The organism is Pseudomonas sp. Z5-35, from assembly GCF_051131945.1.
In the GTDB taxonomy this organism is placed as follows: domain Bacteria; phylum Pseudomonadota; class Gammaproteobacteria; order Pseudomonadales; family Pseudomonadaceae; genus Aquipseudomonas; species Aquipseudomonas marvdashtae.
The window spans coordinates 2987234-3013205 of the sequence record NZ_CP071640.1 but is presented as its reverse complement, the minus strand read 5'-3'; the positions used below and the strand labels follow the sequence as shown (position 1 = coordinate 3013205).

Genomic DNA, 25972 nt, shown 5'->3' with positions numbered 1-25972 from the left:
TGTGGACGAAAAGGCCTTTTGCAGGGAAGCCGGACAACTTTTTCTGGCGCTATTTCGCGCTGGATGCCAGGTGTGACAGGGGCGTTGGGGTCTATGGAAAGTTACTCGAAAGTGGGCATGCAGGAGCTGGACCAGCGCCTGTCGAAAATTGTTGAAGCCGCACGCAAAAAACCGGTCTCGGTGTACCGCTACGGCGCGCCTTGGGTGTGGATCGTGTCCCAGGACGATTGGCAGAGTGCCTTGAAGGAACTGTCCAGCTACGTACCGCCAGGTCATTCACTGGTGATGTTGCGCCCACAAATCGAAGAGCTGCTGGAGGTTGCGTCCGAGCCCTTGCAGCAATGGGCGCGGGACCACCACATCCAGGTGCCGGTACCGGCCTTGATGCTCGCGTTGCTGTTGCAACTGCTGTACTCGCTGCCCAGTGAAAAACAGTTGTACGAGCAGCTCAATTACAACCTGTTGTTCCGCTGGTTTGTGGGCCTTGAGTTGAACCAGCGGGTCTGGGCGTTCTCGGTCTTCGTGCGCGATATCGGCGAGCTGCTGGACAGCCCGCACGCGGCGAAATTGCTCGAGCGCATCGTCAGTGAAGTGTTCTGCGGCGACCTGATGCACATGCCGGAGTTTTCGCTGAACTTCGCCTTGTTGCACACCTGGCTTTCCAGGCACGCAGGCCATACCAAACGCAAATAAACCGTCAGGCAACAACACGATGCCAAGGCAGCGCGTCATGCGGCGCGCGGCTTTGCAGCAGGCGCTGCGCGCGTGGCGCAATTGAATCGAGGGGGATGTGTGGATCATTGGGACTTCAACATCGGCAGGTGCAGGCCATACCTGCCCATGGCGCTTGCGCTGATGCTCGTCGCCGAGGCGCCAGCGTTGTGGGCCGAGGAAGCCGATACAGCGGTCGCGGCCGAGGCCGGAGCGCCAGCGCGCCTGGTGGACGTGAATGAGTACGTCGTGCGCGGCAACACCGTGCTCGATGCCCGGGAAATCGAAGAGGCGGTGTATGCGTTCCTGGGGCCGCAACGCAAGCTCACCGATATCGAAGGCGCCCGCGACGCCCTGCAACAGCGCTACCAGGCCAAGGGTTACCAGTCGGTGTTCGTCGAACTGCCGGAGCAGCAGGTGGAAGGCGGCGTGGTGTACCTGCAAGTCAGCGAAACCAAGATCGGCCGGGTACGCGTGGTCGGCACCGAGCACTATTCGCCGGTCAATGTCCGCGAAGAAGTACCGGCACTGGAAGAAGGCAAAGTGGCCGATTTCGCCGCGGTGCAAAGCCAGTTGGCCGTGGCCAACCGCAACCCTGGGCGCCAGGTGGTGCCGGTGGTGCGCGAAGGGCAGCGTCCGGGAACCATGGATGTCGACTTGCAAGTCGAAGACAAGAACCCCTGGCAAGCCAGTGTCGGGCTGAACAATGACTATAGCGCCGACACCGAAAAACTGCGTTCGGTGGTCACGCTGGGCCACAACAACCTCTGGCAACGCGGCCACTCGGCCTCGCTGACTTATTTCACCGCCCCCGAAGACCGGGACAACGCGCAAGTCTGGTCGGGTTCCTATAACGCGCCCCTGAGCGAGCGTTGGAACGTGCAGTTGTCCGGCTACCAGTCCGACAGCAACGTCGCGACCATCGGCGGCAGCAACGTATTGGGCAAGGGGCATTCCTATGGCGCGTCGCTGATCTACAACGTGCCGCCCCAGGGCGTTTGGGCCAACTCGCTGTCGGTGGGCGTGGACTTCAAGGATTTCGAGGAAGCCCTGCAGTTTGGCGGCTCCAATGACGAGGTGCCGATCAAGTACGCGCCGATCACCCTGGCCTACAACGGCTTTCGCTACACCGAAACCTCACAGTTCGGCCTGGGCCTGAGCATCGTTGCCGGCACCCGCAGCTTTTTCGGCTATGGCAGCGACGCCGATGAATTTCGCGCCAAGCGCTACGAGGCCAATCCCAGCTTCGCCGTGTTCAAGGGCGACAGCACCTTCACCCAGAATTTTTCCGGGGACTGGCAAGCGGCAAGCAAGCTGAGCTTCCAATTGGCCTCCGGGCCGCTGGTCTCCAACGAACAGTTTTCCGCCGGTGGCGCCACCAGTGTGCGCGGTTATCTCGCAGCGGAACGCACGGGCGATGACGGCGTGCTGTTTTCCCAGGAACTGCGCACACCGTCGTTGAGCAAGCACCTGGGCAAAGGCCTCGGCAGCTACGTCGACAACTGGCGTTTATACGTCTTTGCCGAAGGCGCGCAAATGGCCCTGCAAGACGCGCTGCCCGACCAGGAGGCCGACTACAGCCTGGCGAGTATCGGCTTCGGCACCCGCGCCACGTTGCGCGAATGGTTGTCGGGCAGCCTCGACTGGGGCCTGCCGCTCAAGGACGGCCCGAACACCCGCAAACACGATTCACGCGTGCACTTCAATGTGCAGGCGACCTTTTGACCGGTAGGCACAGACCTTGGAGCACCCCGTTATGCATCGCTTGATTTTGATTCTTCTCGCTTGCCTGGGCCTTGTGCTGCCGGCAACGGCCAGCGCCTGGTGGCAGGACGATTGGCACTACCGCAAACAGATCAGCATCGACACCACGCCCCAGGGCGCGGCGATCAGCCAGGCGGTGGGGCGCACCTCGCTGCTGGTGCGTTTGCACACCGGCAATTTCACCTTCGATGGCGTTAACGAAAACGGATCGGACATCCGTTTTGTCGCCACCGATGATCACACCGTACTCAACCACCAGATCGAGAGTTTCGACCCGCTGATGGGCATGGCGCTGATCTGGGTGGACGTGCCTCTGGTGGAGGGCGGCAAGCGCCAGGATGTCTGGATGTACTACGGCAACCCGAAAGCGCCGGCCACGAGCAACGCTCAGTCAGCCTTCGATGCCGACTACAGCCTGGTCTATCACTTTGATGGTGCCGTTGGCGCACCGCCACGGGATGCCAGCGCCTTTGGCAACCACGCGCAGAACGCCCCGGCAAACATCATCGACGGTGTCATCGGGCGCTCGGCACAGCTCAACGGTCAGCCGCTGTTGCTGCCGGCCAGTCCATCCCTGGGCGTGAGCGCGGGTGGTGCGTTGACCTTCAGCACCTGGTTGCGGATGGAGCAGGGCGCAGGCGAGCAACTGCTGCTGGCCCGTCGTGATGCCGGCAATGCGCTGCTGGTGGGCGTGAACCAAGGCGTGCCCTTTGTGGAAGTGAACGGCCAGCGCGCCGTGGCCAACCAGGCCGTGGCACTTGGGCAATGGCAACACCTGGCGTTGACGGCTGACGCCAGCGGCTTGCGTTTGTATGTGAACGGCAGGGCGGCGGCGAACCTGGCGCAGCCGTTGCCAGCCTTGCAAAGTGCGATTGCCATCGGCGCCGACTCACCGGTTGCCGTCGATGCCGGCGCGGTGGCACCGACCGCTACGTATCAAGCCTTCACCGGCGCCCTCGATGAACTGCGCTTGTCCCGCGTCGCCCGCTCGCCGGAGCAGATCCTGGCCGATGCCACCGCCCAGGGCGCCGAGTCGCGCCTGGTGGTCTATGGGGTGGACGAAGAACAGTCCGGCTTTGGTTTCGGCAGCCTGGGCTTCCTGCTCAATGCGGTGCCGCTGGACGCCTGGGTGATCATCGCCGTCCTGGTGCTGATGATGCTGCAGTCGTGGGTGATCATGGTGCGCAAGAGCCGCAATGTCAGCCGTGTCAGCCGTGCCAACGAAGTCTTCCGCAGTCATTTCGCCAAGGTCGGGACACGGCTGGAACTGCTCGCCGATGACCGCGACCTGGCCCAGCGCCTGGGCGATTCGTCGCTGTGGCGCCTGTATGGGGTAGCGGTTGCCGAGATCCGCACGCGCCGCGACCAGGGCGCCGACACCTCGTCGATCTCCGCCGCCACCATCGAAGCCATCCGCTGTTCCATGGACGGTGTACGGACCCGGGAAAACCAACAGCTCAGTTCCAAGTTGTCGACGTTGTCCAACGCCATCGCCGGCGGCCCTTACATCGGCCTGCTGGGGACGGTGCTGGGGATCATGGTGGTGTTCCTCGGCACCGCCATGGCCGGTGATGTAAACATCAACGCCATCGCCCCCGGCATGGCAGCCGCGTTGCTGGCCACCGCCATGGGGTTGTTCGTCGCGATCCCGGCGCTGTTTGGCTACAACCGCCTGACCACGCGCAACAAGGAAGTCAGCGCCGACATGCGGGTATTCGTCGACGAGTTCATCACCCGCCTGGCCGAAGTCCACGGCGAAAGCCAGTCCAGTGAAGCGGCGCATCGACGGGGCAACCACGTCGCCAGCCCATCGTTGACGGTGTAGGGGAGCGACCATGGCCAACCTCAATAGCGCCTCGGACGACGACGAAGATGCCGCCGTCGACACCATCAACATCACGCCGCTGGTGGACGTGCTCATGGTGGTGTTGGTGATGTTTATTCTCACCGCCACCGCCCAGGTCTCCGGGATCCAGATCAACCTGCCGAAGGCCAGTTCGACCATCTCGCTTTCGCAGCCCAAGACCAAGGCGATTTCCATCAATGATGGCGGCCAGGTGTTCCTCGATGCCTACCCGGTCACCCTCAACGAACTGGAAGATCGCTTGCGTATCGAGAAAGCCCAGAGCCCGGATTTTCCGATCATCGTGCGCGGGGACTCGGCCGTGCAGTACCAGAAAGTCATTGAAGTGCTGGACCTGCTGCGTCGCCTGGAATTGTCCCAGGTGGGCCTGGTCACCGGCAAACCGAGCCAGGGCTGAGTCATGACGTCTTTTCCTGAACAGCCGCAAAACGGTCATCTGGAGCGACAGCGGGACGCCACCGGCAGGGTGCGTCGCGTGTTGCAGTGGACCGTCGGTTTGCTGGTGGGCGCGGGCTTGGCCTGGCTGCTGTGGACATGGGCCAACGACATGAGCGGCATCCGTCGCGAGGCGCCGAAGATCCCCGCGATCATTCCGCTGCCGCCACCGCCGCCGCCCCCGGAAAAACCGCCGGAGCCGGAAAAACCGGTGGAAGAAAAAATCGTCGAGCCCGAACCCACGCCCGAACCAGAAGAAGTCAAGCCGGAGGAAGAAGCACCGCCTTCGCCCGCCGAAGACCTGGCTGACCCGATGCAAATGGACAGCGACGCCCAGGCTGGCTCCGACGCTTTCAATATCGGCGCGGGCAAGGGCGGCGGGATGGCTGGCGCCGGTGGCGGACGCCTGGGCAACGGCACCTACAGCCAGTTCCTGGCCTACAGCTTCCAGCGCTTGCTGCGCGAGTCGCCCGAGCTGCGCAACCTGGCTTTTCGCCTGGAGGCCGACGTCTGGCTGGACCAGGCCGGCCGGGTGATCCGGGTGGAACTGGGGCGCACCAGCGGCGATGCCGAACTTGACGCCAAGGTGCTGGCCACGTTGCGCGCCTCACCCAATCTGGAACGCCCACCCGCCTCGTTGCAGGTGCCGGTGCGTATCCGCCTACAAGGACGCCGGCCGGGCTAGGCCGGGTCGCCAAGAGACCATTAGGAGTTGTGTTCATGATCTGCAAAGTTAATCGATTGGCGCTGGGCGTCGGCCTGGTGATCGCCAGCCTGGCGGGTAGCGCGTTGGCGCAGACACCCTCGCAGAACGCGACGGTCAATCTGATTCGCCTGTTGGTGCAACAAGGCGTGCTCAAGCAGGACCAGGCCCAAGCGCTGATCGACCAGGCCGAAGCCGAGGCCACGCAAGCCCGGCAGACGGCCGCCAACACCGCAGCGGTGCCAGCGCCAGGCGCGCCGGGCGAGGTCCGGGTGCAGTATGTGCCGGCCATCGTTCGGGAACAGATTCGCGACCAGGTCAAAGCCGAAGTGATCGCCCAAGCCAAACAGGAAAACTGGGCGCAGCCCAACACCTTCCCCGACTGGGTCTCACGCGTCACCTTTGAAGGCGACGTGCGCCTGCGCAACGAGTCGCGTTTCTACTCGGGCAGCAACAGTAACGAGATCGTTGATTTTGCCGAGCTCAATAACAGCGGGCCCTATGACGTCAACCCCAACAGCGGCTCACAACTTCCACCGCTGCTCAATACCCGCGAAGACCGCGAGAACATGCTGCGCCTGCGCGCTCGCATGGGTATGCGGGCCGCGCTTTCCCCGCAATGGACAGCCGCTATCCGCCTGGGCACGGGCTCGGACAGCAGTCCAGTCTCCACCACCCAGACCTTGGGCGGCGGCTTTGACAAAAAGGACCTGTGGCTCGACCAGGGCTACCTCAACTATCGCCCGACCAAGGAACTGAGCTTCACCGGTGGACGCATGCCCAACCCGTTCATGTCCACCGATCTGCTGTATTCCAACGATCTTAATTTCGACGGCTTGGCCGGCTCGTTCAATCACTCGTTGAACCGCGACCTGGCGCTATTCGGCACCCTCGGTGCGTTCCCGGTGGAGTACAGCTCCGACAGCGCGTCGAGCGATGGTTTCAACAAGGAAGACAGCGAGAACAAGTGGCTCTACGGCGCCCAGCTTGGCGCGAACTGGGCATTTGCCCCGGACAACAACATCAAGGGCGCGTTGGCTTATTACCAGTTCGATGACATCGAAGGGCGGCGCTCCAACCCCTGTGCCATCTATGACGGCGCCCCCGCCTGTGACAGCGACGAAACGCGCCCGGCCTTCATGCAAAAGGGCAACACGTTGATGGAACTACGCGACCTGGTGCCGGACCCTTCCGCGCCGACCACCTCGCCGCAGCCGCAGTTCGTAGGCCTGGCCTCGGAGTTCAACCTGCTCGATCTCAACCTGGTGTGGGACACCTTGCTGTTCGACGACCTGAAGCTGCGCAGCCAGGGCAACTACCTGGTCAACCTCGGCTACGACGAAGGCAAGATGCGCAAGCGCTCGGCCGGTGCGCTGGCCAACAACCTGGATGAGAACGGCAACATCGAAAGCGGTGACAGTGCCTGGATGCTGCAGTTCACCTTGGGCAGTGCCCTGGACCTGAAAAAGCGCGGCGACTGGAACCTGTTCGCCGGCTACAAGTACATCGAGCCGGATGCCTTGCCGGATGGCTTCAACGATTCTTCGTTCCACCTCGGGGGCACCAACGCCAAGGGTTATTTCCTCGGCGGCAACTATGGAATCGAAGACAACGTATTGGCCACCGCGCGCTGGCTGAGCAGCGAAGAAGTGTATGGCGCGCCGTTCGCGATCGACGTTCTGCAACTTGAGCTCAATACGCGCTTCTAGCGCCGGGAGGGACACTATGATCAGGCCATTTCATCCCGTCATCCACGCTGTGGTGCTGTTGCTGGGCCTCGGCGCAGCCTTGGGCGCTTCGGCGCAAACCTTGGAGGAACGCCTGCGTGCCCAGTTGCGCAGCACCACACAGCAGTTGCAAGCCTTGCAGAGCGAACAGGCGCAAGGCACCGCCGCTCGCCAGGCAGCGGAGAGCCAACTGAGCGCCGCGCAAGGGCAAATCAAGCAACTGACCGCCGAACTGGCCAAGGCCCGCAGCCAGAACGAACAACTCGGCGCCCAGCAGGATGCCGTGCGCAGCAGCGCCCAGGCGCAGGTGGCGGCCAGCGGCGAGCAGGTCGGCAAATTCAAGCAAGCCTACGAAGAACTGCTGGGCCGGGCTCGCGGTATCGAAGCGGCGCGCGCCACCCTGCAAGCCAGCCTGACCAGTCGCGAGAGCGAAGTGCAGCAATGTGTGGTGAAGAACCAGCAGATGTATGGCGTCGCCAAAGAGATCCTCGGCGCCTACGAAAACATCGAGGTCAGTGATGTGCTGAAGATTCGCCAGCCCTTTGCCAGCGGCGCGCGGGTGAAGTTCGAGGAATTGGCGCAGCGCTATGGCGATGCGCTGTACCAGACCCAGTTCGACGCCACCACGACCACCGCGGGCAAATAATTACCGCCCACTTTTACCCAACAGGAACGTTCTGCCATGACCACACAAGCACTGATCCAGAGCATCACCCCCGAGCAACTCGGCGAGTTGCTGCAAGCCGCTGGCTACCGCGTCAATCGCACCGAACAAGGCGCGGTAGTGCAGTTGTTGAGCGCCAGCCAGGGCATCGGTTTTGCCGTGCGCTTCGGCAACCCGGCCGCCGCCGAGGGTAGCTTCCTCGACTTCACGTTCAGCTGCGCGTTGCGCATCGAGGGCAAGTTGCCGGAAGGCTTGGTGGAAGTCTGGAACGCCAGCCGCCGTTTTGCCCGCCTCAGCCTTCAGGGCGAATTCCTGGTGATGGAGATGGATGCCATCGTCGCCGCGGGCGTCAGTGAGGATCACTTGCGGGGCGTGCTGGAGCTCTGGGACCGCTTGCTGCAAGAGTTCGTGGTGTACCTGCGCGAATACAGCCAGCAGGCCCGCCAGCAACAGGCGGTGGACGCTGCGCCAGTACCAGAAGTCGCGGTTGAAGAGGCTTGATCGTGATGAGCAGGTTCAGCAAACGGGTGGGCGTCAGTCTTGTCATTCTGGTGGCGGGAGGCATCGCCTTGGTGGTGGCCCTCGACCCTGGCGATTCACCCCATGCCTCGGTACCGCCGACACAACCGGTAGCGGCCCGAGGCCAAGGCGAGACCGCGCCGGCCGTTGCCAGTCTGGGTGATCTGCGATTGAGCAGCGCCGAACTCAACGGTGTGCTGGGCTCGTTGGCACCGCCGGTACGCGAGCAACTGCGTGCCAATCGTGGCGCCCTGGAGGGCTGGATTCGAGCGCGCCTGGCGGAGAAAGCCTTGTTGCAGCAGGCCGACGCGCAAGGTTGGCAGGAACGCCCGGAAATTCAACAGATGACCCGAGCCGCCACCGAACAGATCCTGTTGCGAACTTATCTGCAATCCGTCAGCCAAGTGCCTGCCGATTACCCGGATGAGCAGGCGCTGCAACAAGCCTATGACGCAGCGAAGGGCCAGCTGCAAAGCCCGGCGTTGTATCGCGTCAGTCAGATTTTCATCGCGCTGGAGCCGGGAGCCAACGAAGAGTCGGTGCGCAAGAAAGCCACCGAACTGGCTCGCCGCGCCCAGGCTTCCAATGCTGATTTCGCCGCGTTGGCCCGGGAGTTCTCCGACGACCAGGCCACGGCGCAGCGGGGTGGCGACAGCGGCCTGCAACCGTTGCAGCAATATGTGCCGCAAATGCGCGAAATGCTGGCGCGGCAGCGGGTTGGAAGTGTTTCCGACGCTTTGCGCAGCGACGTGGGTTTTCACGTTCTCAAGCTCACCGATATGCAACCGGCACGTCCCGCCAGCCTGGATGAGGTGCGTGGGCAGTTGCGCGAGGCGCTGCGCAATCAGCGCCAGGAGCAGGTGGCCAGGGCATATCTGGACGGTTTGGTCAGCAAGGCGACGTTGAGCATCGATGGCGCGCAACTGAACGAGGCATTGGAGTCTGTTCGTTAAGCGGCGCAGCCGCCGTGGAGCTACCTTAGGGAGGAGGGCGTATGGCGCTGGAGGAGATTGGCAAGGTTCAGGATTACGTGCGGCTGGGTGCTTTGGTGACGACCGATGATCAGGCGTTGAAGGGCTTCAAGGATCCGCAAGCGCTGGAGTTTTTCCTGGTGGCGGCACGCTGTAGCTGTTTCATGCAGGCCGCGCGCAGCCTGAATGTCAAAGCCTCGTTGTTGCGCAAAAAACTTTCGCGGTTATCCAGCCATTACGGCCGGCCCTTGTTCGAACACCGGGGCAATGCGCTGATGCTCAGCCAGGATGGCCGTGACCTGCGCAGCCAATTACTGGCCCACCGTGCGTTGCTGGCGTTGCCTGATGTCTTCGACACCGATCAGGCCCTGGTGCGGGTGGCCGTGGCCGAGCCGTTGCTGCACGACGTCCTCAACCGCGCGCTGCTTGGCTTCTTGCGCCAACACGCCAACGTGCGCCTGGACCTGGTGCGCCTCGACGGTCAACCCGGCCAGGAGTCGATTGAGGCGGATGTCATCGTCTGGCTCACCGACCCACGGGCGACGGCGCCGCAGCTATCTTTCCCGGTGGCCGAACTCAGTTGCCTGGCCGAACTGGAATACATCCCGCACATAGCCAAGCGCTACTCCCGGGAAGCCAGTCGCCCACGCAGCCTTCCCGAGCTTCAGGACTACATGCTGGTCAGCCTGCACAGCTACGCAAAAATGCCTTCGCTGGCGCCGTGGAACCGCGCCGTCAGCGAGCGCCGCTCAGGCGTCACGCAGGTCAACTCCTATGAGTTGATGCGCCAGATGATTCAATGGAGTGCCTGTATCGGCCTCCTGCCGCACTACGTCTGCTCGCTCGACAAAACCCTGCAGCCGTTGCCCGAATTGTTCCCTGGCGACATGCAGATGCAGGTCTGGATGGCCGTGCACGGCGATGAAGCGCACAGGCAGGAAGTCGTGCGATTGGTGGCGATGGTCCGCGCGGCGTTTGAAGAGCACAAGGAGTGGTTCTAGTCTGTGCCGGTAGCTGAGCCGTTGTTTGAAGGCTCAGCTATTAGACGGCAGCCTGGACGCCATTCACAACGCAATGTCCGGGTCGGAATCGCTGTTTTTCTGCCCCACCGGATCGCTGTTGGTGGGCGCGTTCGACTCGGCGTTGCCGCGTATATCCGGTGGCGGCGCCAGTTGCAGCAGTTCGCTGGTGTATTTCCATTCCTCGTAGACTCGCGCCGGGTTATCGTTGAGCCGGGTTCCATAACTCGGCACGATCTGGTGCAGCTTTTCCTGCCAAGCCGGGGAGGCGACCTTGTCCTTGAAGACCCGCTGCATGACTTCAAGCATGATAGGCGCCGCTGTCGAGGCGCCGGGGGATGCTCCGAGCAATCCGGCGATGCTGCCATCCTGCGAGGCGACCACCTCGGTACCGAGTTTGAGCACGCCGCCTTTCTCTTCATCGCGCTTGATCACCTGGACCCGCTGGCCGGCTTGCCAGAGGCGCCAGTCTTCCTGCCTGGCCTGGGGAAAGTATTCCTGCAAGGCCTTGAACCGGTCGTCGTCGGAAAGCATCAGCTGGCCGGCCAGATATTCCACCAGCGGGTACTGCTCGACGCCGACTCTGGTCATGGGCCAGATGTTGTGCGGCGTCATGCTGGTAAACAGGTCGAAGTACGAGCCTTCCTTGAGGAATTTGGTGGAGAAGGTCGCGAAAGGACCGAACAGGATGACGCGCTTGCCGTCCAGTACTCGGGTGTCCAAGTGCGGCACGGACATCGGTGGCGCGCCGGTGGAGGCTATCCCGTATGCCTTGGCCATATGTCGCTCGGCGATGGTGGGATTCTCGGCAACCAGGAACGAGCCGCCGACCGGAAACCCTGCGTATTCCTTCGCTTCCTCGATGCCCGACTTCTGCAACAGATGCAACGCGCCACCTCCCGCGCCGATGAAAACGAACTTGGCGTCGGTGGCTGTCGTCTCACCGTCCTTGAGGTTCTTGTACTCCACGTGCCAGGAGCCATCGTCATTGCGGGTGATATCGCGGACTTCGCTGGAAAGCTTCAGGCTGAAATTGGCTTTGCTTTGCAAATATCCGACGTACTGACGAGTGATTTCGCCAAAATTCACATCGGTGCCGATCGGCGTCCAGGTCGCCGCAAGTTTCTGGTTCGGGTCGCGGCCCTCCATCATCAGCGGCACCCATTTCTTGATCTGCTCCGGATCCTCCGAATATTGCATGGGCCGGAACAGCGGACTCGCTTGCAGCGCCTCATAGCGTTTCCTGAGGAACCTGATGTTGTCGTCCCCCCACACGAAACTCATGTGCGGCGTGGAATTGATGAATGACGGAGGGTTTTTCAGGACGTTGTTCTTGACCTGCCAAGCCAGGAACTGCCGGGTGATCTGGAAGGCTTCGTTGATCTCGATGGCTTTGGAAATATTGACGTTGCCTTGCTCGTCCATCGGTGTGTAGTTGAGTTCTGCCAACGCTGAGTGGCCGGTGCCGGCGTTGTTCCAGCCGTTGGAGCTTTCTTCGGCCACCGCGTCCAGGCGCTCGACCATCTCCATCGACCAGCCTGGCTCCAGCTCGTTGAGCCAGATGCCCAGCGTGGAACTCATGATTCCTCCGCCCACCAGCAGCACATCGACCTTTTTCGTTTCTGCGGCCTGGGCACCGGTGGCGCCCGATAGGACGACGGCGCTCACCAGGGCCGCGATAATCGTAGTGTTCATAGTTCGACCCTCGGCGACCGGGTGAGTCGCTCATTTACGAAATGACGCTCTGACCTTGGGTTGACCCGCCTCGGGAAAAAACTGTTCACGACCCGGCGCGAGAGAGTGACGAAAGGCAATTCGGCCTGGTTTGACGATCCTCGGGGGACGCGGCATAGTGTGCTCGTTTGTGTTTGTTGTCGCTCGTTTATGCAGGTTGCCAATGTCATGAGTTCCTTTAACGAAGCGTTTCCCGGCGAACGCCAGCGATTGATCAGCGAACGCCTCGCCCTGTATGGCCGGGTCATTGCGGCTGACTTGGCCGTCGAGTTCAACGTTTCGGAACACTCGATACGGCGCGATTTGGGCGCGCTGGCAGCGGCGGGCTTGTGCAAGCGCGTCTATGGCGGCGCGATTCGCCTGCCAGCGGCCGAGGCGCCTATTGATGTGCGGATTCACCAGGATTCGGCACGCAAGGGCACGCTTGGCCAGACGGCAGCCTCGCTGCTCATCGCCGGGCAGCACGTGTTCCTCGATGCCGGGTCGACCAACCTGGCCATCGCCCGCGCCATCGATCCGGAGCTGCGGTTGACCCTCTCCACCAACTCACCCTTGATCGCGGTGGAGCTGATGAAGCTGCCCCGCGCCGAAGTCATTCTGCTGGGCGGTCGCCTGAATCCTGTCGCAGGCGGAGCCATCGGGCTGGCGGCCGTCCAGCAATTGCGCCAGTTCAATTTCGACCTGTGCTTTGTCGGTGCCTGCGCCATCGACCCGGACAATGGGGTCACGGCGTTTGGCCTGGATGATGCGGAATTCAAACGCGCGGCGGTGGCGGCGAGCGGTCAAGTGGTGGTAGCGGTGACCAATGAAAAACTTTCCAGCGTTGCCCACTATCAGGTGGCCTCTTGCGAGGAAGTCACTGCGTTGGTGGTCGAGCACGACGCACCGCGGGAGCGACTCGAACCCTTTCTCAGCCGGATTTCCAAGGTCGTGACCGCCCCGATGCAGCGCTGACGCCGGGCAATGGGATACGAACCCATTGTCCGCCAGGCGATTAACGTCTAGTTTGCTGCCCAATCATAAGTACAAAAGTCAGGAGTCATCAATGCAACCGATTCGTCTCGGTCTGGTGGGCTACGGCAAGATCGCCCAGGATCAACACGTCCCCGCTATTCGCGCCAACCCCGCGTTCGAACTGGTGGCGGTCGCCACGCAAGGGCAGCCTTGCCCAGGGGCGGAGAATTTCCACTCCTTGGGCGAGCTGCTGGAAAACGGCCCGCACGTCGATGCAATCGCATTCTGCACGCCGCCACAAGGTCGGTTCGGGCTGGTCCGGCAAGCCTTGGCTGCCGGCAAGCACGTGCTGGTGGAAAAGCCGCCATGCGCGACATTGGGCGAAGCGATGGCCCTTGTCGACCTGGCGCGCGAGCAAGGCGTCAGCGGCCTCTACGCCTGGCATTCGCGCTATGCGCCCGGCATCGCAGCGGCTCGCGACTGGCTGGCCAGCCGTACGCTGCAAAGCGTCCGGATCGATTGGAAGGAAGACGTGCGCAAATGGCACCCGGGCCAGGCATGGATCTGGCAACCCGGTGGCCTGGGCGTCTTTGATCCCGGCATCAATGCCCTGTCGATTGCTACCCATCTGCTGCCGCTGTCGCTGTTCGTCGAGTCGGCCGAACTGCGCGTCCCCGACAACTGCCAGTCACCGATTGCCGCGAGCATCAAGATGGCGGACGCGCGCCAGCTCGATATCCGTGCCGAGTTTGACTTCGACCATGGTCATGACGAACTTTGGAGCATTGAGATTCGCTGCGCCGAAGGCGTCCTGCGGCTCGACAATGGCGGCGCGCTGCTAAGTATCGACGGCGTCCGCCAGACGGTGTCGGAGGAGGGCGAGTACGCGGCGGTGTACCGGCATTTCCAACAGCTGATCAAGGACAAGGCCAGCGACATGGATTTGCAACCGCTACGCCTGGTCGCGGACAGCTTCTTCGTGGGCAGCCGGACCCTGGTCGAACCGTTTTACGATTGATAGAACATGTGGCGAGGAAGCTTGCTACCTCGCCACAGGGTTTCGCGTAGGCGCGCCTAGCCCAAATCCTGCGCCCGATGTCGCTCCGGCACCTGGCTCGTTTCATCGCCCCAGGTCCGGTTGACCCGCTGGCCGCGCATCACCGCAGGCCGGTTGGCGATTTCCTCGGCCCAGCGCTGCACATGGATGTATTCGTGGGCCGAGAGGAACTGCGCGGCTGAATACACGTTGTTGCGCACTAGTTGCCCGTACCAGGGCCAGACCGCGATGTCGGCGATGGTGTACTGGTCGCCCGCCAGGTATTGGTTTTCGGCCAGGCGACGGTCCAGCACATCCAGTTGGCGCTTGGCTTCCATGGTGAAGCGATTGATCGGGTACTCGAGTTTTTCCGGCGCGTAAGCGTAGAAATGCCCGAAACCGCCGCCCAGGTACGGCGCCGAACCCATCTGCCAGAACAGCCAGTTCAAGGTTTCGGTGCGGCCGGCCGGGTCGGAGGGCAGCAGCGCGCCAAATTTTTCCGCCAGGTAAAGCAGGATCGACCCGGACTCGAAGACGCGGATCGCTGGCTCGACGCTGCGATCCAGCAGGGCCGGAATCTTCGAGTTTGGATTGACCTCGACAAAACCGCTGGAAAACTGGTCGCCTTCGCCGATGCGAATCAGCCAGGCGTCGTATTCCGCGCCGGTGTGCCCGAGCGCCAGCAACTCTTCGAGCAGGATCGTGACTTTGACGCCGTTGGGCGTCGCCAGTGAATAGAGCTGCAACGGGTGCTCGCCGACCGGCAAGGTTTTTTCGTGGGTCGGCCCGGCGACCGGGCGGTTGATGCTGGCAAACTGGCCGCCCGAGGGGGCCTCGTGCTTCCAGATTTTTGGAGGAACGTAAGACGCTTTGCTCATGAGACGTACCTTATCGTTTGAATGCACTGATCCTGGGACGAAGCCTTGGCACATTTGCACAATGGCTCGCGTCGAGAAATGGACTCTAATCCAAGGGCGATTTGTCAGGCGAACAACGGCGGTTGATTGTCTGTATCTCCTTCAGTAATAGATAAGCCGGACAAGGGCTTCTTGGCGCCAAAAATTAAACGCTCTTTGATTGCGCCAGGACCCAGGCGTCGAGGTCATTCCATTTCCTGAAACAGTGGATTTCAATCCATGCGTATTCCTGCGCCGTGGCTTTGGGCAGAAGATGGCTTCACCCACCGCATGCCCTGTCCTAAGGCGTGACGGACCCTCCCTGACCACAGCGCACTGACCCAGCTGCAAAGCCGGGGCGCAAGGAGTAGCCGATGAACGAAGCCTCGAAAGCACAACCTTCGCCCTGGCACGAAGGCGAGTTGACCTTGCAGCGCTCCGTTGGCGCGGTGGACATGATGGCCGGTGTCGGCCAGCGGCAACTGGCACGCACCTGGATGCCCGATCAGCACCGTGAGTTCTACGCCCAATTGCCCTTCGTGGTGCTGGGCGCGGTGGATCGTCAAGGCGATGTCTGGGCGACGCTGCGCACCGGGCAGCCCGGCTTCATGAGTTCACCGGATCCGCAAACGCTGCACATCAATATCGAGCCGCAGCCGAGCGATCCAGCCCAGGAAGGCATGGGCGAGGGCGATGCCATCGGCATGCTGGGTATCGAGTTGCACACCCGTCGACGTAACCGCATGAACGGTGTCGTGCGCCGCGAGCTTGACCAGGGCCTGGAGATCTCGGTGAGCCAGGCCTATGGCAACTGCCCGCGCTACATCAACCTGCGCCAATACAGCTTTGTCGGTGAGCAACCTGCCGTCTCGCGTGAACTGGAGGTGGATGATGCCTTGGTTCGTCGGCTGGTCACGGCGGCCGATTCGTTCTACATCGCCACCTACGTGATCCGAGACGGCGAACGGCAGGTCGATGCTTCACACCGTGGCGGCAAGTCCGGTTTTGTGCACATGGACGAGGACGGGACGCTGACCATCCCGGATTTTTCCGGGAATCTGTTTTTCAACACGTTGGGCAATATCCTGCTGAATCCGCGTGCAGGGCTGGTGTTCGTCGACTTTGAAACCGGCGACCTGTTGCAACTGAGCGGTTGCGCCGAGGTGTTGCTGGATGACCCGCAGATCGCCGCGTTCCAGGGCGCCGAGCGGTTGTTGCGTGTTACTCCGCAACGCGTGGTCTACCGGCCCGCAGCGATACCGTTGCGCTGGAAGGACCAGGACGAAGGTGACTCGCCCAATTCGCTGATGACCGGCAGTTGGGAGCAAACCGCGGAGCGCTTGCAGGCCGAAGCCCTGCGAACCCAATGGCGTGCGCTGCAGGTCACTCGGACGGTGGATGAAAGCCCCGGCATCCGCTCCCTTTATCTGCAAACCACCGACGGGGCCGGTTTGCCACGGTTCGAAGCCGGACAGCATTTGCCAGTGCGAGTATTGCTGGATGGGCAGAAAATTCCGTCGATCCGCACCTATAGCGTGTCCAGCGCGCCGTCGGATGATTTCCTGCGCATTAGCGTCAAGCGCGATGGCGTGGTGTCTTCGCACTTGCATGAACAGGTTCAGGCGGCCCATGAAATTGAGGCGCGGGCGCCCCAAGGCCACTTCACCGTCGACCCCATCGAGCGCCGCCCGTTGGTACTACTGGCAGCGGGCGTTGGCATCACGCCGTTGCTGTCGATGTTGCGCGAGGTGGTCTACCAAGGGAAACGCATCAGCCGCATGCGTTCGGTCTGGCTGGTACAAAGCGCCCGTCACGTGGCCGATCTGGCCTTTCGCAAAGAGATCGACGAGCTGGCGGCCCGTGCCGGTGACAAGTTGCGGGTGTTGCGCGTGGTCAGCCAACCGCCCACCGACGGCAGCGCCGGGCAAGGTTACGACGTGTCCGGCAGAATCGATGTGGCGCTGCTCAAGCAATGGCTGCCGCTGGACGACTACGACTTCTATTTGTGCGGGCCGGGCGGCTTTACCCAGGCGCTGTATGACGGCCTGCGCAAGCTGCGCATTTCCGATGATCGCATCCATGCGGAAACCTTTGGCCCCTCCACGCTGGTGCGCGATATCGAGGTTCGAATGCCCGTGGCCGAGCAGGTGCCCGCGGCGAGTGAAACGGTGAAAGTGCTGTTCGCCAGCTCGGCCAAGGAAGCGCGCTGGGAGCCGGGTAGCGGGACGCTGCTGGAGTTGGCCGAGGCCCGGGGCCTGAACCCGGAATTCAGTTGCCGCGGCGGTTCCTGTGGCACCTGTAGAACCCGCATGACCCAAGGCCAGGTGCATTACCTGACCCAGCCCGCCGAGCCGGTCGCCGACGGCGAAGTGCTGATTTGTTGCGCGGTACCGGCCGAGGGCAGTGAGCCTTTGGTGCTGGAGGTTTAACGCGCGGCGGTGGCGCTGCGTCGACCGCGGGCTTCATCACGCATCACCATCCAGATGCCGACGGCAGACACCGCCATCCCCAGCGCCATGAGCCACGACAACGGCTCGTCGAACATTGCCCAGGCCCACAGCATCGTAATGGGCGGGCTCAGGTAGAGAACGCTGGCGACACGGGTGGCTGTCGCCCGGCGCAGGCACAACCAATAGAGCCCGTATCCGCCCATCGTCGACAACCCCGCCGTCCATACGACGCTCAGCACAAAGCCAGTACTGGGTATCGGCGCGAGGCTGCCCTGTACGCCCTCGATAAGCGCGAACGCCAGGCCGCTGACGCAACATTGCAGCCAGAGATTGGGCAGCAGGCCAATCGATTGCGAGGCCGGAAGCTGCTTTTGCCACAAGGTCGCAGCAGCGAGCGAGAGCATGCCGAGCAACGGCAACCCATAAGCCCACAAAGGCGCGTCGCCCCAGGCCAACGCGCCTTGGGTGCCGAGGGCAACACCGCTCAGGCCGATGGCCAAGCCCGCCCAGACTGCCGGCGCCAAACGCTGTCCCAGCACGCCGGCAGCCAACAGTGCCAGGCCTATCGGCAGCAAGTCGGCAAACAGCGCGGCCAGGCCTGCCGGAACACCCAGGGCGATGCCTTGGGTGATACCGGCCAGATAACCCGCCATCGCTAGCAGGCCGATACCGGCGTTCTTCAAGAATGCGGCGAAGGGGATTCGTCGCAGCTGGCCGACGACGAAGGGAAACAGGATCAGCGTGACCAGGACGCAGCGCCAGAACACCACGAGCAACGGCGGCGCGTAATCGATGGAGAAGCGCGCGCCGACGAAGCCTGAGCTCCAGGCCAGGACCAGCGCCGCTTCCAGCAAGGGCAACGGAATCAGCCAATACAAGCTGGGCGTGGCAGGGCAAGTGATCGATTTAGGCGAGTTCATGGTCACAGGCTACGAAAGCCGGCTAATCTAATAAATCAAAATATCTTGCAGTAGTCGTTCACGAAGGATGAATCATGGCAGCCATACTGGATATCGAGCTGATACGAACCTTTCATGCGGTCGCGCGAATAGGCAAATTCAGCGCTGCCGCGCAGCAACTTCACAAGAGCCCGGCGGCGGTCAGCGTGCACATCCAGCGACTGGAAGCGGTCGCCGGTGGCCGGCTGCTGGACCGTGACAATCAAGCGGTCTCCCTGACCGCGTTGGGCAAGCGCCTGCTCGTTTCCACGACGGAACTGCTCACGACCCATGACCGGGTGTTGGCCGACTTGCACGGCACGCGGCTGGCGGGACGGATCACCTTGGGGGTGCCCGACGAATACGCCGGCCATGTCATCCGCGACATCGTCCCAACGTTCACCGCAGCCTGGCCGAACGTCATTCTGGAGCTCAAGACCGCCCCCAGCTATGCCCTGCGTGAGCAGGTCCAGCGCGGCAAGCTCCAGGCCGCCGTGCTCACCCAGCCGAAGGACCCGCGCAACGCTGAGGTTGAGTTCCTCGTCACCACGACACCGGTCTGGGTCGCGGCGCTTCACGCGACGGCGAATTTGACCGAGCCGCTGGCGCTGGCCGTGCACGCGGCGCAATGCCCTTACCGACAGGTCATGCTGCAAGCGCTCCGGCAAAGCGGGCGCAAGGTGCGAATCGTCCTCGAAAGCCCTTCCAACCAGGCCGTCAAGGCCTGCGTGGAGGCCGGGTTGGCGATCAGCCTGATCGACCGCGGTCGGGTGACGGAAAACATGCGGATCCTTGATGAGCTGCCGGTGATCCCGGACCACGACGTGGTGTTCATGCGATCCCAGGCGTCCCGCGACGATGAAGCGGTGGACTTGCTTGGCCAGGCCATCCAGCAGCGCTTTCGGCTGTAGGGCAGCACGCTATCACGTGGCGTTGGCTTTGGATGTCGAGGTCTATCCAGACTGCGCCGACAGCGGGACATCGAACACCCGATCGAATCCCCATTGAAAAACCAGCGAGTAAAAGAAGAAAAACACAAACAATCCCAGATTGGTTACCAGCGCCAGCCACAGGCTGATGCCTAGCCACGCGGCAATCACCGGAGTAAGGATCAGCGTCAAACCGCCTTCGAACCCCAAGGAGTGCAACAACCGCCGTTGCCAGTTGCGCTGACGGTTGTGCTGGCGGCGCTCCCACCATTCGAACGCGCTGTTGAATAGCATGTTCCAGCCCAGCGCGACGGCAGATATCACCAAGGACAGCAAGGTGGAATAACCCATGCCTTGCTGGTAGATCAGCGTCAGCGCCGGTGCCACGAACAGGACACCGCCCGCTTCGTAGAGTATGGCCTGGAGGATTTTGCGAGGTGCGCCTTGCATCGGTAGTCTCCGGATCTTGGGGGCAGGAGCACAGCCTCGCGAGTTGAGCGTGCGCGCACAATTGAGCTAAATTGAGCCTCGCTCAACGTGAGTAACGCTTGCGCCCATGTTTGCCAAATTGCCCCTTACCGCCTTGCGCGGCTTCGAGTCTGCCGCACGGCTAGGCAGTTTCAAGGCTGCCGCCCAAGAGCTGAACATCAGCGCCGCGGCGATCTCCCATCAGATCAAGAATCTCGAAATTTTACTGGGCGTGCGCCTGTTCGAACGCTCCAGCCAAAGCGTTCGCCTGAGCGCCGATGGTGAGCGCCTGCACACCTACGTCCACCGGGCGTTGCTCGATATCCAGCAGGGCCTGCAAGTGTTGTCCCCGTCCTGCGTGGCGCAATCGCTGGTGGTGAGCACCACGCCGGCCTTCGCCAGCCTGTGGTTGATCCCACGGCTCGCAGGGTTTTATCGCTTGCACCCGGACATCAGCGTCCGGCTGCACAGCAGTAACGAGGTGGTGGACCTGCGGCGTGACGCGAGCATCGACCTGGCGATTCGCGCCCTGTTCAAACCTGATCCGCAACTGGTCGAGCAGCCACTGCTGGATGAGTATTTCGGCGTGTATTGTCGTCCCGACTGGCAACCGCCTGCTACGGGGGCGCCCGTTGAATTGATCGATGTGCCGTGGTTGAGCAGCTCCGCCGTCACGGTCGATTGGCCGGCCTGGTGCGCCAAGGCCGGCATTGGCGATTGGTTGGAGAGCGCCCGTCTGCGGCGTTATGACGAGGAACAGCATGCCCTGCAGGCAGCCATCGTCGGACACGGATTGGTGTTGGCCAGCCAGGTACTGGTTGCCGAAGCTGTCGCGCGCGGCCAGTTGATCGCCTATCGCCCGGAGATTCGCCTCGCGGGCGCGCGTTACACCTTGGTGTGTGTGCCCGGGCGAGAGCGGCAGCCGGCGGTGCGGGCGTTCAGTGAATGGTTGCTTGCGCAGGGCGCGCTTGGCAGCTGAATGTTCGTCGCGCCAATCGCCTTTATTCCTCGGACGGTCTCATGTGAAAAATGGTGTAGGGCAGGATCAGCGTATCGGCGACGAAACTCAAGGGCAGGTCGATGGCCGCGAACGGCGCGAATGCACTGGCGAACGTTGAGTTATCCTCTGTCACCGCCTCCTTGAGCACCTGGTAATCGAAATACACGCCGCAATAAGGGCTGACACCGCAAAGGCCGCCGGTGCCAAAGGTTTCGTTGGCGGTCGCGCATCCCGTCAGCAGTGCGATGATTAGAGCCGTTCCGATGATGCGCATGGCGTTCCCTCGTTGTTGGTGCGCGACTGTAGCATCGCCGAGGGGCGGCCCGACATATGAATCGAAATACCCCACAAAGCCAACGCCAGCGCACTGATCGACCCTCCTAGCAGACTGACCGCCGTCCAGCCCCAAAGCGCATACACCTGAGTGGCGGCGGCAGCCCCGAGCGCGCTGCCGATCGAGTAGAACCACATGTAGGCGCCGACCATGCGACTTTGTGCGTCGGGGCGGGCGGCGAAAATAAGGCTTTGGTTGGTGACGTGCACGGCTTGCACGGCGAAGTCGAGCAAGATCACCCCGCAGACCAAGGCCACCAGCGAGCTTTCGGCAAAGGCGATAGGCAGCCAGGACAGCACCAAGAGCCCCAGCGACAGGCCGGTTACACGTCGTCCGAAACCTCGGTCGGCCCAGCGACCGGCTCTCCTGGCCGCCAGGGCACCGGCGACACCGGCCAGGCCAAACAGGCCGATAGCGGTGTGGGAAAGTGACAGCGGCGGGGCGCTCAACGGTAGGACCATGGCGGTCCACAACACGGAAAAGGCGGCGAAGATCAGCAAGGCGAACAGACCCCTGATTCGCAAGGCCGGTTCGGTCAAGAACAGCTTGAACATCGACCCGATCAGCGCAGGGTAGGATTGTCGGTGGCGGGGCGACGTTGTGGCAGGAATCACTTTGCAGAACACCGCGGCGATGAGCAGCATCAGCCCCGAGGACACGAAATAAACCGCACGCCAGCCTGCCAGGTCGGCAATCAATCCTGAGGTAAACCGTGCCAGAAGAATGCCCAGCACAATCGCGCTGGTAATAGTGCCCACCGCCTGCCCGCGTTGCGATGGCGCCGACAGCGTGGCGGCGTACGCGACCAGCACCTGGACGACCACTGCCAATAGCCCCGTCACGATCATGGCGCCCAGCAGGACCCACCAATGGCGTGATGCGCCGACCGCCGCCAACGCAACCACAGACAGCGCAACGAGCGTCAAAATCAGTTTCCGGGGATTGACCTTGTCCCCCAGCGGTACGATGAACAGCAGTCCGATCGCGTATCCGATCTGAGTCGCCGTTACCACCATACCGATCAACCCGGGGGCGACGTCCAGGCTTTGCGCTATCGAGGCGAGCAAGGGTTGCGCGAAGTAGACGTTGGCGACAGCGAGGGCGCACGTGACTGAAAACAGTAAAGTGAGCGTTGCTGACAAGCCTCGGTTCACGTCGGTGTATGCGGTCATGCGCGCCTCCATGGTGTAATCTGGTTGCAATTGAATACCTGAATGGATTTTTGCTCGTTCAGGTTTTAAATTGCAACTACTTTGACCAAGTGCAGGCCAGACATGATGTTGAAAGATGCTCCATCACATAACAGCGAGTGCCCGGTCTCCCGGACCTTGGAGGTCATTGGCGATCGCTGGTCGCTGATGATCATTCGCGATGCCTTCGATGGCATCCGCCGATTCAGTGAGTTCCAGAAGAACCTTGGCGTGGCCAAGAACATCTTGGCGTCGCGCCTGAAAGCCTTGGTCGAGGTCGGCGTGTTCGCCGTGCGACCTGCCTCGGATGGAAGCGCCTACAAGGAGTATGTCCTGACGGAAAAAGGACAGGAGATCTTCCCGGTCGTGGTCAGCTTGAGGCAGTGGGGCGAGCGGTTCCTGTTCGCGCCGCAAGAGACGCGTTCGGAGCTGTTGGACAACGCATCCGGACAGCCGCTGATGCCGATCGAGGTTCGCTCCTCGAGCGGCCAGAAGGTCCAATCCTGGGATTGTCACCGGGTAAGACGGATAGGCGACGAGCCTTGAGGCCAGGCCTGTTTTCTACTGTTGGGTCGGTTGTTCATAGCGCCGCTGGATGCGCGCCAGTTCACCGGACTGGCGCAGTTGCTCCAACGCGCGGGTCCATGCGGCGATCAGTTCGTCGTCACTGCCAGTGTTGAAAGCGATGTACAGCGAGGAGCGATAAAGCTCGATGGGGATTTTGCGCAGGGTGCCGGGGGCGATGCTCAACTGCCGACTGTAGTAAGCCACTCCCGCAGCGGTGTCGCCGACAATGATGTTGGTTCGCCCGGCCAGCAGCATGCGGTAGAGCAGTTTGCTTTCGGTTGCGCTTTTGTCCAGGTTATTGAAACCCAGTGATTGCAGCATCTGGGGCACCAGGCCGGCATGCCGCGTGGTGACCTGCGGGGCCCGCAGTAACTGCTCCAGGGAGTTGATCGGCGGCGAACTGGACAGTTGATAGGCGTGGATGGATTCTTCGACGAGTGGCCCGACCCACTTGTACAACGGTTCGCGCTCCGGTGTACGGAACAACGAATACATGATGGTCTTGGGCCGGTTCTTCAATATCTGCGTGGCGCGCATGCTCGGTTGCAACGATATTTCGAAGTCGTCTCCGGTCAGCGTCATGATGGCCCGGACAATTTCCGTGGTCATGCCGGTGAGCTGATTGTTTTCCATGTAGTTGTAGGGAGCCCATTCCTCGGTCACGACTTGATAGGGCTCGGCTGCGTTCGCTGAGCCGAGCAATAGACAAAGCAGCGCTGCGGCAGGCATCGAATACTTCACATGTTCTCCCGATGGGTGGTCCGCTGTTCTTATGCGAACCCAATACAAGCATAGACCCAATCAAATGGCTGACGTCGGCTGTGGCGCCGTTATGAGAACGGTCCCTCAGTTGCCTGGGGAGAATCAGCCAGATGCATTCACTGTGGGACGTCGTAAATCAGGCTCTGGCACAATTGGCTAGCCGGGGAGTCCTCGCGTCTATTTTGCTGCCGTTGAAAAGGTTGGAAGTGTGAACGAACAAACGTTGTCCATGCGCCTGGAGCGCGTGGCGAGGCATGTGCCGGCAGGGGCACGCCTGGCCGACATCGGCTCGGACCATGGTTACCTGCCGGTAGCATTGATCAACCGTGGCGTAATCACGGCGGCGCTGGCTGGCGAGGTGGCAGTGACGCCGTTCCGCTCGGCCGAACGCGCGGTGCGCGAAAGCGGACTGGACGCGAAAATCAGCGTGCGCCTGGCCAACGGCCTGGCGGCCATCGAGCCTGGGGACGGCATCACGGCGATCAGTCTGTGCGGCATGGGCGGCGAGACGATTCGCGACATTCTCGACGCTGGTAAGGGCCGCTTGAGTGGCCGGGAACGTTTGATCCTGCAACCCAACGGCGGCGAGCAGCCACTGCGTCAATGGTTGATGGACAACGATTACCGCATCGTGAGCGAGGAAGTGCTGCGAGAGAAGCGCTTCTACTACGAAATCATCGTCGCCGAGCGCGACGGGCCGGTGGCATACACCGCCGAAGAGCTGTACTTCGGCCCGTTGCAACTACAGGCCCGAAGCCCGGTTTTCCTGGCCAAGTGGCAGCGCCTGCTACGGCTGAAGCAAAAGACCTTGGTCAGTTTTGCCCAGGCGCAGCAGGCCGTGGCCGAGGAAAAGGTTCAGGATATGGCTCTTCAGGTCCGCTGGATCAGCGAGCTGTTGGCGTGAACCGGCGACTTCCGTTCTTGCTCAACGTAGCGGCGCGCCGCGCTCCACCATGGCTCGCCACTGCTGGACACTGGGTCGTTCTTGCATCCTGGCATGCCATTCAAGCAAGGCAACGCATTCATCGGGCACCGGCAGTTTGACCAGCGAAGCGAAGATCATCCCGCCCAGTACCGCGATGTCCGCCATCGAAAAACTCTCGCCAGCGATATAGGGTCGCTGTTGCAGGAGCTCATCGAAATAACGCATCCCCCTGATTGCTTTGTCTCGCATCCGGTTGCCCCATTCGGGGTTTTGGTACAGCTCGACGTCCGGGCCCAGGCCTGGTGTCGCGTGGTGAAAGTACACGCTGACAGCATCGAGAAATTCGATTTCAGCGCGCTTGGTCATCATATGGATAAGGCCTTTCTCCAAAGGAGTTTCGCCCGTCAGGGAAGGGCTGCCCACCAAGGCGTCCACATACTGGGTAATTGCTGTGCACTCGGCGATCAACGTCCCGTCGTCCAACTCCAGGACCGGTAATGTTCCTGAATAGTTGATGGTCAGGAATTCCGGCTTCTTGTGCTCGCCGGTCCATAGATTGACCGAAACGAACTCGGTCTTGGAGAGCAGGCCTTTTTCTGCCAGGGCGATGCGCACGCGCGCTGGATAAGGGCCGTCGAACCAGTCGTGGATTTTCATCATGGGTAGCGCCTGGGTGTCGAGGTGAGGATGGGTAGCGGTCATGAGCTGAGCACCTGCCTGTCAATTGGTAGGTAAAAGATTGGCCGACGAATTCCTGCGTGTCAATCCCTACCTGTCACTTGGCAGGTAAAATTCTGACGGGTAGAATTGGCTCCATTACGCAACCAGAGCGAGGAGTCACGAGGTGAGCGAAAATGCTCGGGAAGCCATCTTGTCAGCGGCCAAAAGCGCTGCGCAGACACACGGATACAGCGGCATCAACTTTCGAAGCATTGCCGAGGCGGTGGGGATCAAGAACGCAAGTATCTACTACCACTTCCCAAGCAAGGCCGAGCTTGGCGCCGCAGTGGCTGAACGATACTGGCAGGACGCAGCGGCAGCCCTGAAGGCGATTCGTGACGCAAACCCCGACGCGAATCGTTGCCTGCAGCTGTATCCATCGATTTTTCGCACGTCGCTGGAGAATGGCAACCGGCTTTGCCTGTCGAGCTTCATGGCGGCCGAACATGAAAGCCTGCCGGAGCAGGTGAAGCGTGAGGTCAAGGCGTTCGCAGACGCTAACGCGGCATGGCTGGCCGAAGTGTTGGCAGACGCCGGAACAGGCAGCGCGGAGAAGTGTGGACGACGCGCCCTGGCCATTTATACCGCCGTCGCCGGTGCCCAGCTGATTGCCAGGACGCGTTTGGATATCCGTCTGTTCGACGACCTGATCCTGAGTTACCAAGAGGCAGGGCTGATCCCCGCCTGAGCCA

26 protein-coding genes are annotated in these 25972 nt (G+C 61.9%); 18 read left to right on the top strand and 8 right to left on the bottom strand.

All coding sequences use genetic code 11. The features are described from left to right. Window positions 1–93 precede the first annotated feature (93 nt). The 10 genes from J3P95_RS13780 (at window position 94) to J3P95_RS13735 (ending at window position 10359) form a co-directional block, all read left to right on the top strand. A complete protein-coding gene (locus tag J3P95_RS13780) occupies window positions 94–693 on the top strand; it encodes a transposase (protein ID WP_434557384.1) in 600 nt (199 codons plus the stop codon). A 147-nt stretch (window positions 694–840) separates the two neighbouring features. Continuing rightward, window positions 841–2436, top strand: coding sequence for a ShlB/FhaC/HecB family hemolysin secretion/activation protein (locus tag J3P95_RS13775; RefSeq protein WP_434580937.1), 1596 nt, complete (start codon window positions 841–843; stop codon window positions 2434–2436). Window positions 2437–2467: 31 nt separating this feature from the next. Then, window positions 2468–4300 carry a DUF2341 domain-containing protein gene (locus J3P95_RS13770; RefSeq protein ID WP_434580939.1) on the top strand — a complete coding sequence of 611 codons (1833 nt, stop codon included), beginning with the start codon at window positions 2468–2470 and terminating at the stop codon, window positions 4298–4300. Between the two features lie 10 nt (window positions 4301–4310). Beyond that, window positions 4311–4736, top strand: a complete 426-nt coding sequence (locus J3P95_RS13765) for an ExbD/TolR family protein (RefSeq protein WP_434557381.1) — start codon at window positions 4311–4313, stop codon at window positions 4734–4736. Between the two features lie 3 nt (window positions 4737–4739). Next, entirely contained in the window at window positions 4740–5459 is a 720-nt protein-coding gene (locus J3P95_RS13760; RefSeq protein WP_434580942.1) for an energy transducer TonB family protein, read from the top strand. A 35-nt stretch (window positions 5460–5494) separates the two neighbouring features. After that, window positions 5495–7186, top strand: a complete 1692-nt coding sequence (locus tag J3P95_RS13755; protein ID WP_434580944.1) for a putative porin — start codon at window positions 5495–5497, stop codon at window positions 7184–7186. Between the two features lie 16 nt (window positions 7187–7202). Continuing rightward, entirely contained in the window at window positions 7203–7850 is a 648-nt protein-coding gene (locus tag J3P95_RS13750; RefSeq protein ID WP_434580945.1) for a DNA repair protein, read from the top strand. A gap of 36 nt (window positions 7851–7886) precedes the next feature. Next, the gene (locus J3P95_RS13745; protein ID WP_434580947.1) at window positions 7887–8369 is read left to right on the top strand and encodes a YbjN domain-containing protein; all 483 of its coding nucleotides are present in this window, start codon (window positions 7887–7889) and stop codon (window positions 8367–8369) included. Window positions 8370–8374: 5 nt separating this feature from the next. After that, window positions 8375–9340, top strand: coding sequence for a peptidylprolyl isomerase (locus tag J3P95_RS13740; RefSeq protein ID WP_434580949.1), 966 nt, complete (start codon window positions 8375–8377; stop codon window positions 9338–9340). 41 nt (window positions 9341–9381) lie between these two features. Next, the gene (locus tag J3P95_RS13735; RefSeq protein WP_434580951.1) at window positions 9382–10359 is read left to right on the top strand and encodes a LysR substrate-binding domain-containing protein; all 978 of its coding nucleotides are present in this window, start codon (window positions 9382–9384) and stop codon (window positions 10357–10359) included. 63 nt (window positions 10360–10422) lie between these two features. On the opposite strand, the gene mqo is transcribed toward J3P95_RS13735, so the two are convergent. Beyond that, complete coding sequence (gene mqo, locus J3P95_RS13730; protein ID WP_434580953.1) at window positions 10423–12072, bottom strand: malate dehydrogenase (quinone); 1650 nt, start codon at window positions 12070–12072, stop codon at window positions 10423–10425. A 207-nt stretch (window positions 12073–12279) separates the two neighbouring features. On the opposite strand from mqo, the gene J3P95_RS13725 reads away from it, so the two are divergent. After that, complete coding sequence (locus tag J3P95_RS13725) at window positions 12280–13065, top strand: DeoR/GlpR family DNA-binding transcription regulator (protein ID WP_434557373.1); 786 nt, start codon at window positions 12280–12282, stop codon at window positions 13063–13065. 91 nt (window positions 13066–13156) lie between these two features. Then, window positions 13157–14083 (top strand): Gfo/Idh/MocA family protein, encoded by a 927-nt coding sequence (locus J3P95_RS13720; protein ID WP_434557372.1) that lies wholly within the window; start codon window positions 13157–13159, stop codon window positions 14081–14083. A 56-nt stretch (window positions 14084–14139) separates the two neighbouring features. On the opposite strand, the gene yghU is transcribed toward J3P95_RS13720, so the two are convergent. Next, window positions 14140–14979 (bottom strand): glutathione-dependent disulfide-bond oxidoreductase, encoded by an 840-nt coding sequence (yghU, locus tag J3P95_RS13715; protein ID WP_434557371.1) that lies wholly within the window; start codon window positions 14977–14979, stop codon window positions 14140–14142. Between the two features lie 392 nt (window positions 14980–15371). Between yghU and J3P95_RS13710 the strand changes: the two genes are divergently transcribed. After that, window positions 15372–17426, top strand: coding sequence for a 2Fe-2S iron-sulfur cluster-binding protein (locus J3P95_RS13710; RefSeq protein ID WP_434580956.1), 2055 nt, complete (start codon window positions 15372–15374; stop codon window positions 17424–17426). On the opposite strand, the gene J3P95_RS13705 is transcribed toward J3P95_RS13710, so the two are convergent. After that, the gene (locus J3P95_RS13705; protein ID WP_434557369.1) at window positions 17423–18367 is read right to left on the bottom strand and encodes a DMT family transporter; all 945 of its coding nucleotides are present in this window, start codon (window positions 18365–18367) and stop codon (window positions 17423–17425) included. The genes J3P95_RS13710 and J3P95_RS13705 overlap by 4 nt on opposite strands. 74 nt (window positions 18368–18441) lie before the next feature. Between J3P95_RS13705 and J3P95_RS13700 the strand changes: the two genes are divergently transcribed. Continuing rightward, the gene (locus tag J3P95_RS13700) at window positions 18442–19296 is read left to right on the top strand and encodes a LysR family transcriptional regulator (protein ID WP_434557368.1); all 855 of its coding nucleotides are present in this window, start codon (window positions 18442–18444) and stop codon (window positions 19294–19296) included. Window positions 19297–19338: 42 nt separating this feature from the next. Here the strand turns inward: J3P95_RS13700 and J3P95_RS13695 are convergent, their stop codons facing one another. Further along, window positions 19339–19764: a PACE efflux transporter gene (locus J3P95_RS13695; protein ID WP_434580960.1), complete on the bottom strand. Its 426-nt coding sequence runs from the start codon at window positions 19762–19764 to the stop codon at window positions 19339–19341. A gap of 106 nt (window positions 19765–19870) precedes the next feature. Here J3P95_RS13695 and J3P95_RS13690 point away from each other — a divergent pair, with 106 nt between their 5' ends. Further along, window positions 19871–20761, top strand: coding sequence for a LysR substrate-binding domain-containing protein (locus J3P95_RS13690; protein WP_434580962.1), 891 nt, complete (start codon window positions 19871–19873; stop codon window positions 20759–20761). A gap of 22 nt (window positions 20762–20783) precedes the next feature. Here J3P95_RS13690 and J3P95_RS13685 read toward each other — a convergent pair whose 3' ends face one another. Beyond that, window positions 20784–21056 (bottom strand): YceK/YidQ family lipoprotein, encoded by a 273-nt coding sequence (locus tag J3P95_RS13685; RefSeq protein WP_186642823.1) that lies wholly within the window; start codon window positions 21054–21056, stop codon window positions 20784–20786. After that, the gene (locus tag J3P95_RS13680; protein WP_434580965.1) at window positions 21032–22288 is read right to left on the bottom strand and encodes an MFS transporter; all 1257 of its coding nucleotides are present in this window, start codon (window positions 22286–22288) and stop codon (window positions 21032–21034) included. Before J3P95_RS13680 ends, J3P95_RS13685 begins: the two co-directional genes overlap by 25 nt. Before the next feature lie 105 nt (window positions 22289–22393). Here J3P95_RS13680 and J3P95_RS13675 point away from each other — a divergent pair, with 105 nt between their 5' ends. Continuing rightward, a complete protein-coding gene (locus tag J3P95_RS13675) occupies window positions 22394–22852 on the top strand; it encodes a winged helix-turn-helix transcriptional regulator (protein WP_434581204.1) in 459 nt (152 codons plus the stop codon). Between the two features lie 15 nt (window positions 22853–22867). On the opposite strand, the gene J3P95_RS13670 is transcribed toward J3P95_RS13675, so the two are convergent. Continuing rightward, window positions 22868–23602 carry a substrate-binding periplasmic protein gene (locus J3P95_RS13670; protein ID WP_434581206.1) on the bottom strand — a complete coding sequence of 245 codons (735 nt, stop codon included), beginning with the start codon at window positions 23600–23602 and terminating at the stop codon, window positions 22868–22870. A 241-nt stretch (window positions 23603–23843) separates the two neighbouring features. Between J3P95_RS13670 and J3P95_RS13665 the strand changes: the two genes are divergently transcribed. Continuing rightward, on the top strand, window positions 23844–24539 hold the full coding sequence (locus J3P95_RS13665; protein ID WP_434557364.1) for a tRNA (adenine(22)-N(1))-methyltransferase: 696 nt from the start codon (window positions 23844–23846) through the stop codon (window positions 24537–24539). Window positions 24540–24560: 21 nt separating this feature from the next. Here the strand turns inward: J3P95_RS13665 and J3P95_RS13660 are convergent, their stop codons facing one another. Then, on the bottom strand, window positions 24561–25217 hold the full coding sequence (locus tag J3P95_RS13660) for a glutathione S-transferase (RefSeq protein WP_434581208.1): 657 nt from the start codon (window positions 25215–25217) through the stop codon (window positions 24561–24563). Between the two features lie 187 nt (window positions 25218–25404). On the opposite strand from J3P95_RS13660, the gene J3P95_RS13655 reads away from it, so the two are divergent. Continuing rightward, on the top strand, window positions 25405–25968 hold the full coding sequence (locus tag J3P95_RS13655) for a TetR/AcrR family transcriptional regulator (RefSeq protein ID WP_434625734.1): 564 nt from the start codon (window positions 25405–25407) through the stop codon (window positions 25966–25968). The last annotated feature ends 4 nt before the right edge of the window (window positions 25969–25972 follow it).

Coding starts and splice junctions, on each gene's coding strand:
- J3P95_RS13780 (WP_434557384.1), top strand. CDS start 94: ATGGAAAGTTACTCGAAAGTGGGCATGCAGGAGCTGGACCAGCGCCTG.
- J3P95_RS13775 (WP_434580937.1), top strand. CDS start 841: ATGGCGCTTGCGCTGATGCTCGTCGCCGAGGCGCCAGCGTTGTGGGCC.
- J3P95_RS13770 (WP_434580939.1), top strand. CDS start 2,468: ATGCATCGCTTGATTTTGATTCTTCTCGCTTGCCTGGGCCTTGTGCTG.
- J3P95_RS13765 (WP_434557381.1), top strand. CDS start 4,311: ATGGCCAACCTCAATAGCGCCTCGGACGACGACGAAGATGCCGCCGTC.
- J3P95_RS13760 (WP_434580942.1), top strand. CDS start 4,740: ATGACGTCTTTTCCTGAACAGCCGCAAAACGGTCATCTGGAGCGACAG.
- J3P95_RS13755 (WP_434580944.1), top strand. CDS start 5,495: ATGATCTGCAAAGTTAATCGATTGGCGCTGGGCGTCGGCCTGGTGATC.
- J3P95_RS13750 (WP_434580945.1), top strand. CDS start 7,203: ATGATCAGGCCATTTCATCCCGTCATCCACGCTGTGGTGCTGTTGCTG.
- J3P95_RS13745 (WP_434580947.1), top strand. CDS start 7,887: ATGACCACACAAGCACTGATCCAGAGCATCACCCCCGAGCAACTCGGC.
- J3P95_RS13740 (WP_434580949.1), top strand. CDS start 8,375: ATGAGCAGGTTCAGCAAACGGGTGGGCGTCAGTCTTGTCATTCTGGTG.
- J3P95_RS13735 (WP_434580951.1), top strand. CDS start 9,382: ATGGCGCTGGAGGAGATTGGCAAGGTTCAGGATTACGTGCGGCTGGGT.
- mqo (WP_434580953.1), bottom strand. CDS start 12,072: ATGAACACTACGATTATCGCGGCCCTGGTGAGCGCCGTCGTCCTATCG.
- J3P95_RS13725 (WP_434557373.1), top strand. CDS start 12,280: ATGAGTTCCTTTAACGAAGCGTTTCCCGGCGAACGCCAGCGATTGATC.
- J3P95_RS13720 (WP_434557372.1), top strand. CDS start 13,157: ATGCAACCGATTCGTCTCGGTCTGGTGGGCTACGGCAAGATCGCCCAG.
- yghU (WP_434557371.1), bottom strand. CDS start 14,979: ATGAGCAAAGCGTCTTACGTTCCTCCAAAAATCTGGAAGCACGAGGCC.
- J3P95_RS13710 (WP_434580956.1), top strand. CDS start 15,372: ATGAACGAAGCCTCGAAAGCACAACCTTCGCCCTGGCACGAAGGCGAG.
- J3P95_RS13705 (WP_434557369.1), bottom strand. CDS start 18,367: ATGAACTCGCCTAAATCGATCACTTGCCCTGCCACGCCCAGCTTGTAT.
- J3P95_RS13700 (WP_434557368.1), top strand. CDS start 18,442: ATGGCAGCCATACTGGATATCGAGCTGATACGAACCTTTCATGCGGTC.
- J3P95_RS13695 (WP_434580960.1), bottom strand. CDS start 19,764: ATGCAAGGCGCACCTCGCAAAATCCTCCAGGCCATACTCTACGAAGCG.
- J3P95_RS13690 (WP_434580962.1), top strand. CDS start 19,871: ATGTTTGCCAAATTGCCCCTTACCGCCTTGCGCGGCTTCGAGTCTGCC.
- J3P95_RS13685 (WP_186642823.1), bottom strand. CDS start 21,056: ATGCGCATCATCGGAACGGCTCTAATCATCGCACTGCTGACGGGATGC.
- J3P95_RS13680 (WP_434580965.1), bottom strand. CDS start 22,288: ATGACCGCATACACCGACGTGAACCGAGGCTTGTCAGCAACGCTCACT.
- J3P95_RS13675 (WP_434581204.1), top strand. CDS start 22,394: ATGTTGAAAGATGCTCCATCACATAACAGCGAGTGCCCGGTCTCCCGG.
- J3P95_RS13670 (WP_434581206.1), bottom strand. CDS start 23,602: ATGCCTGCCGCAGCGCTGCTTTGTCTATTGCTCGGCTCAGCGAACGCA.
- J3P95_RS13660 (WP_434581208.1), bottom strand. CDS start 25,217: ATGAAAATCCACGACTGGTTCGACGGCCCTTATCCAGCGCGCGTGCGC.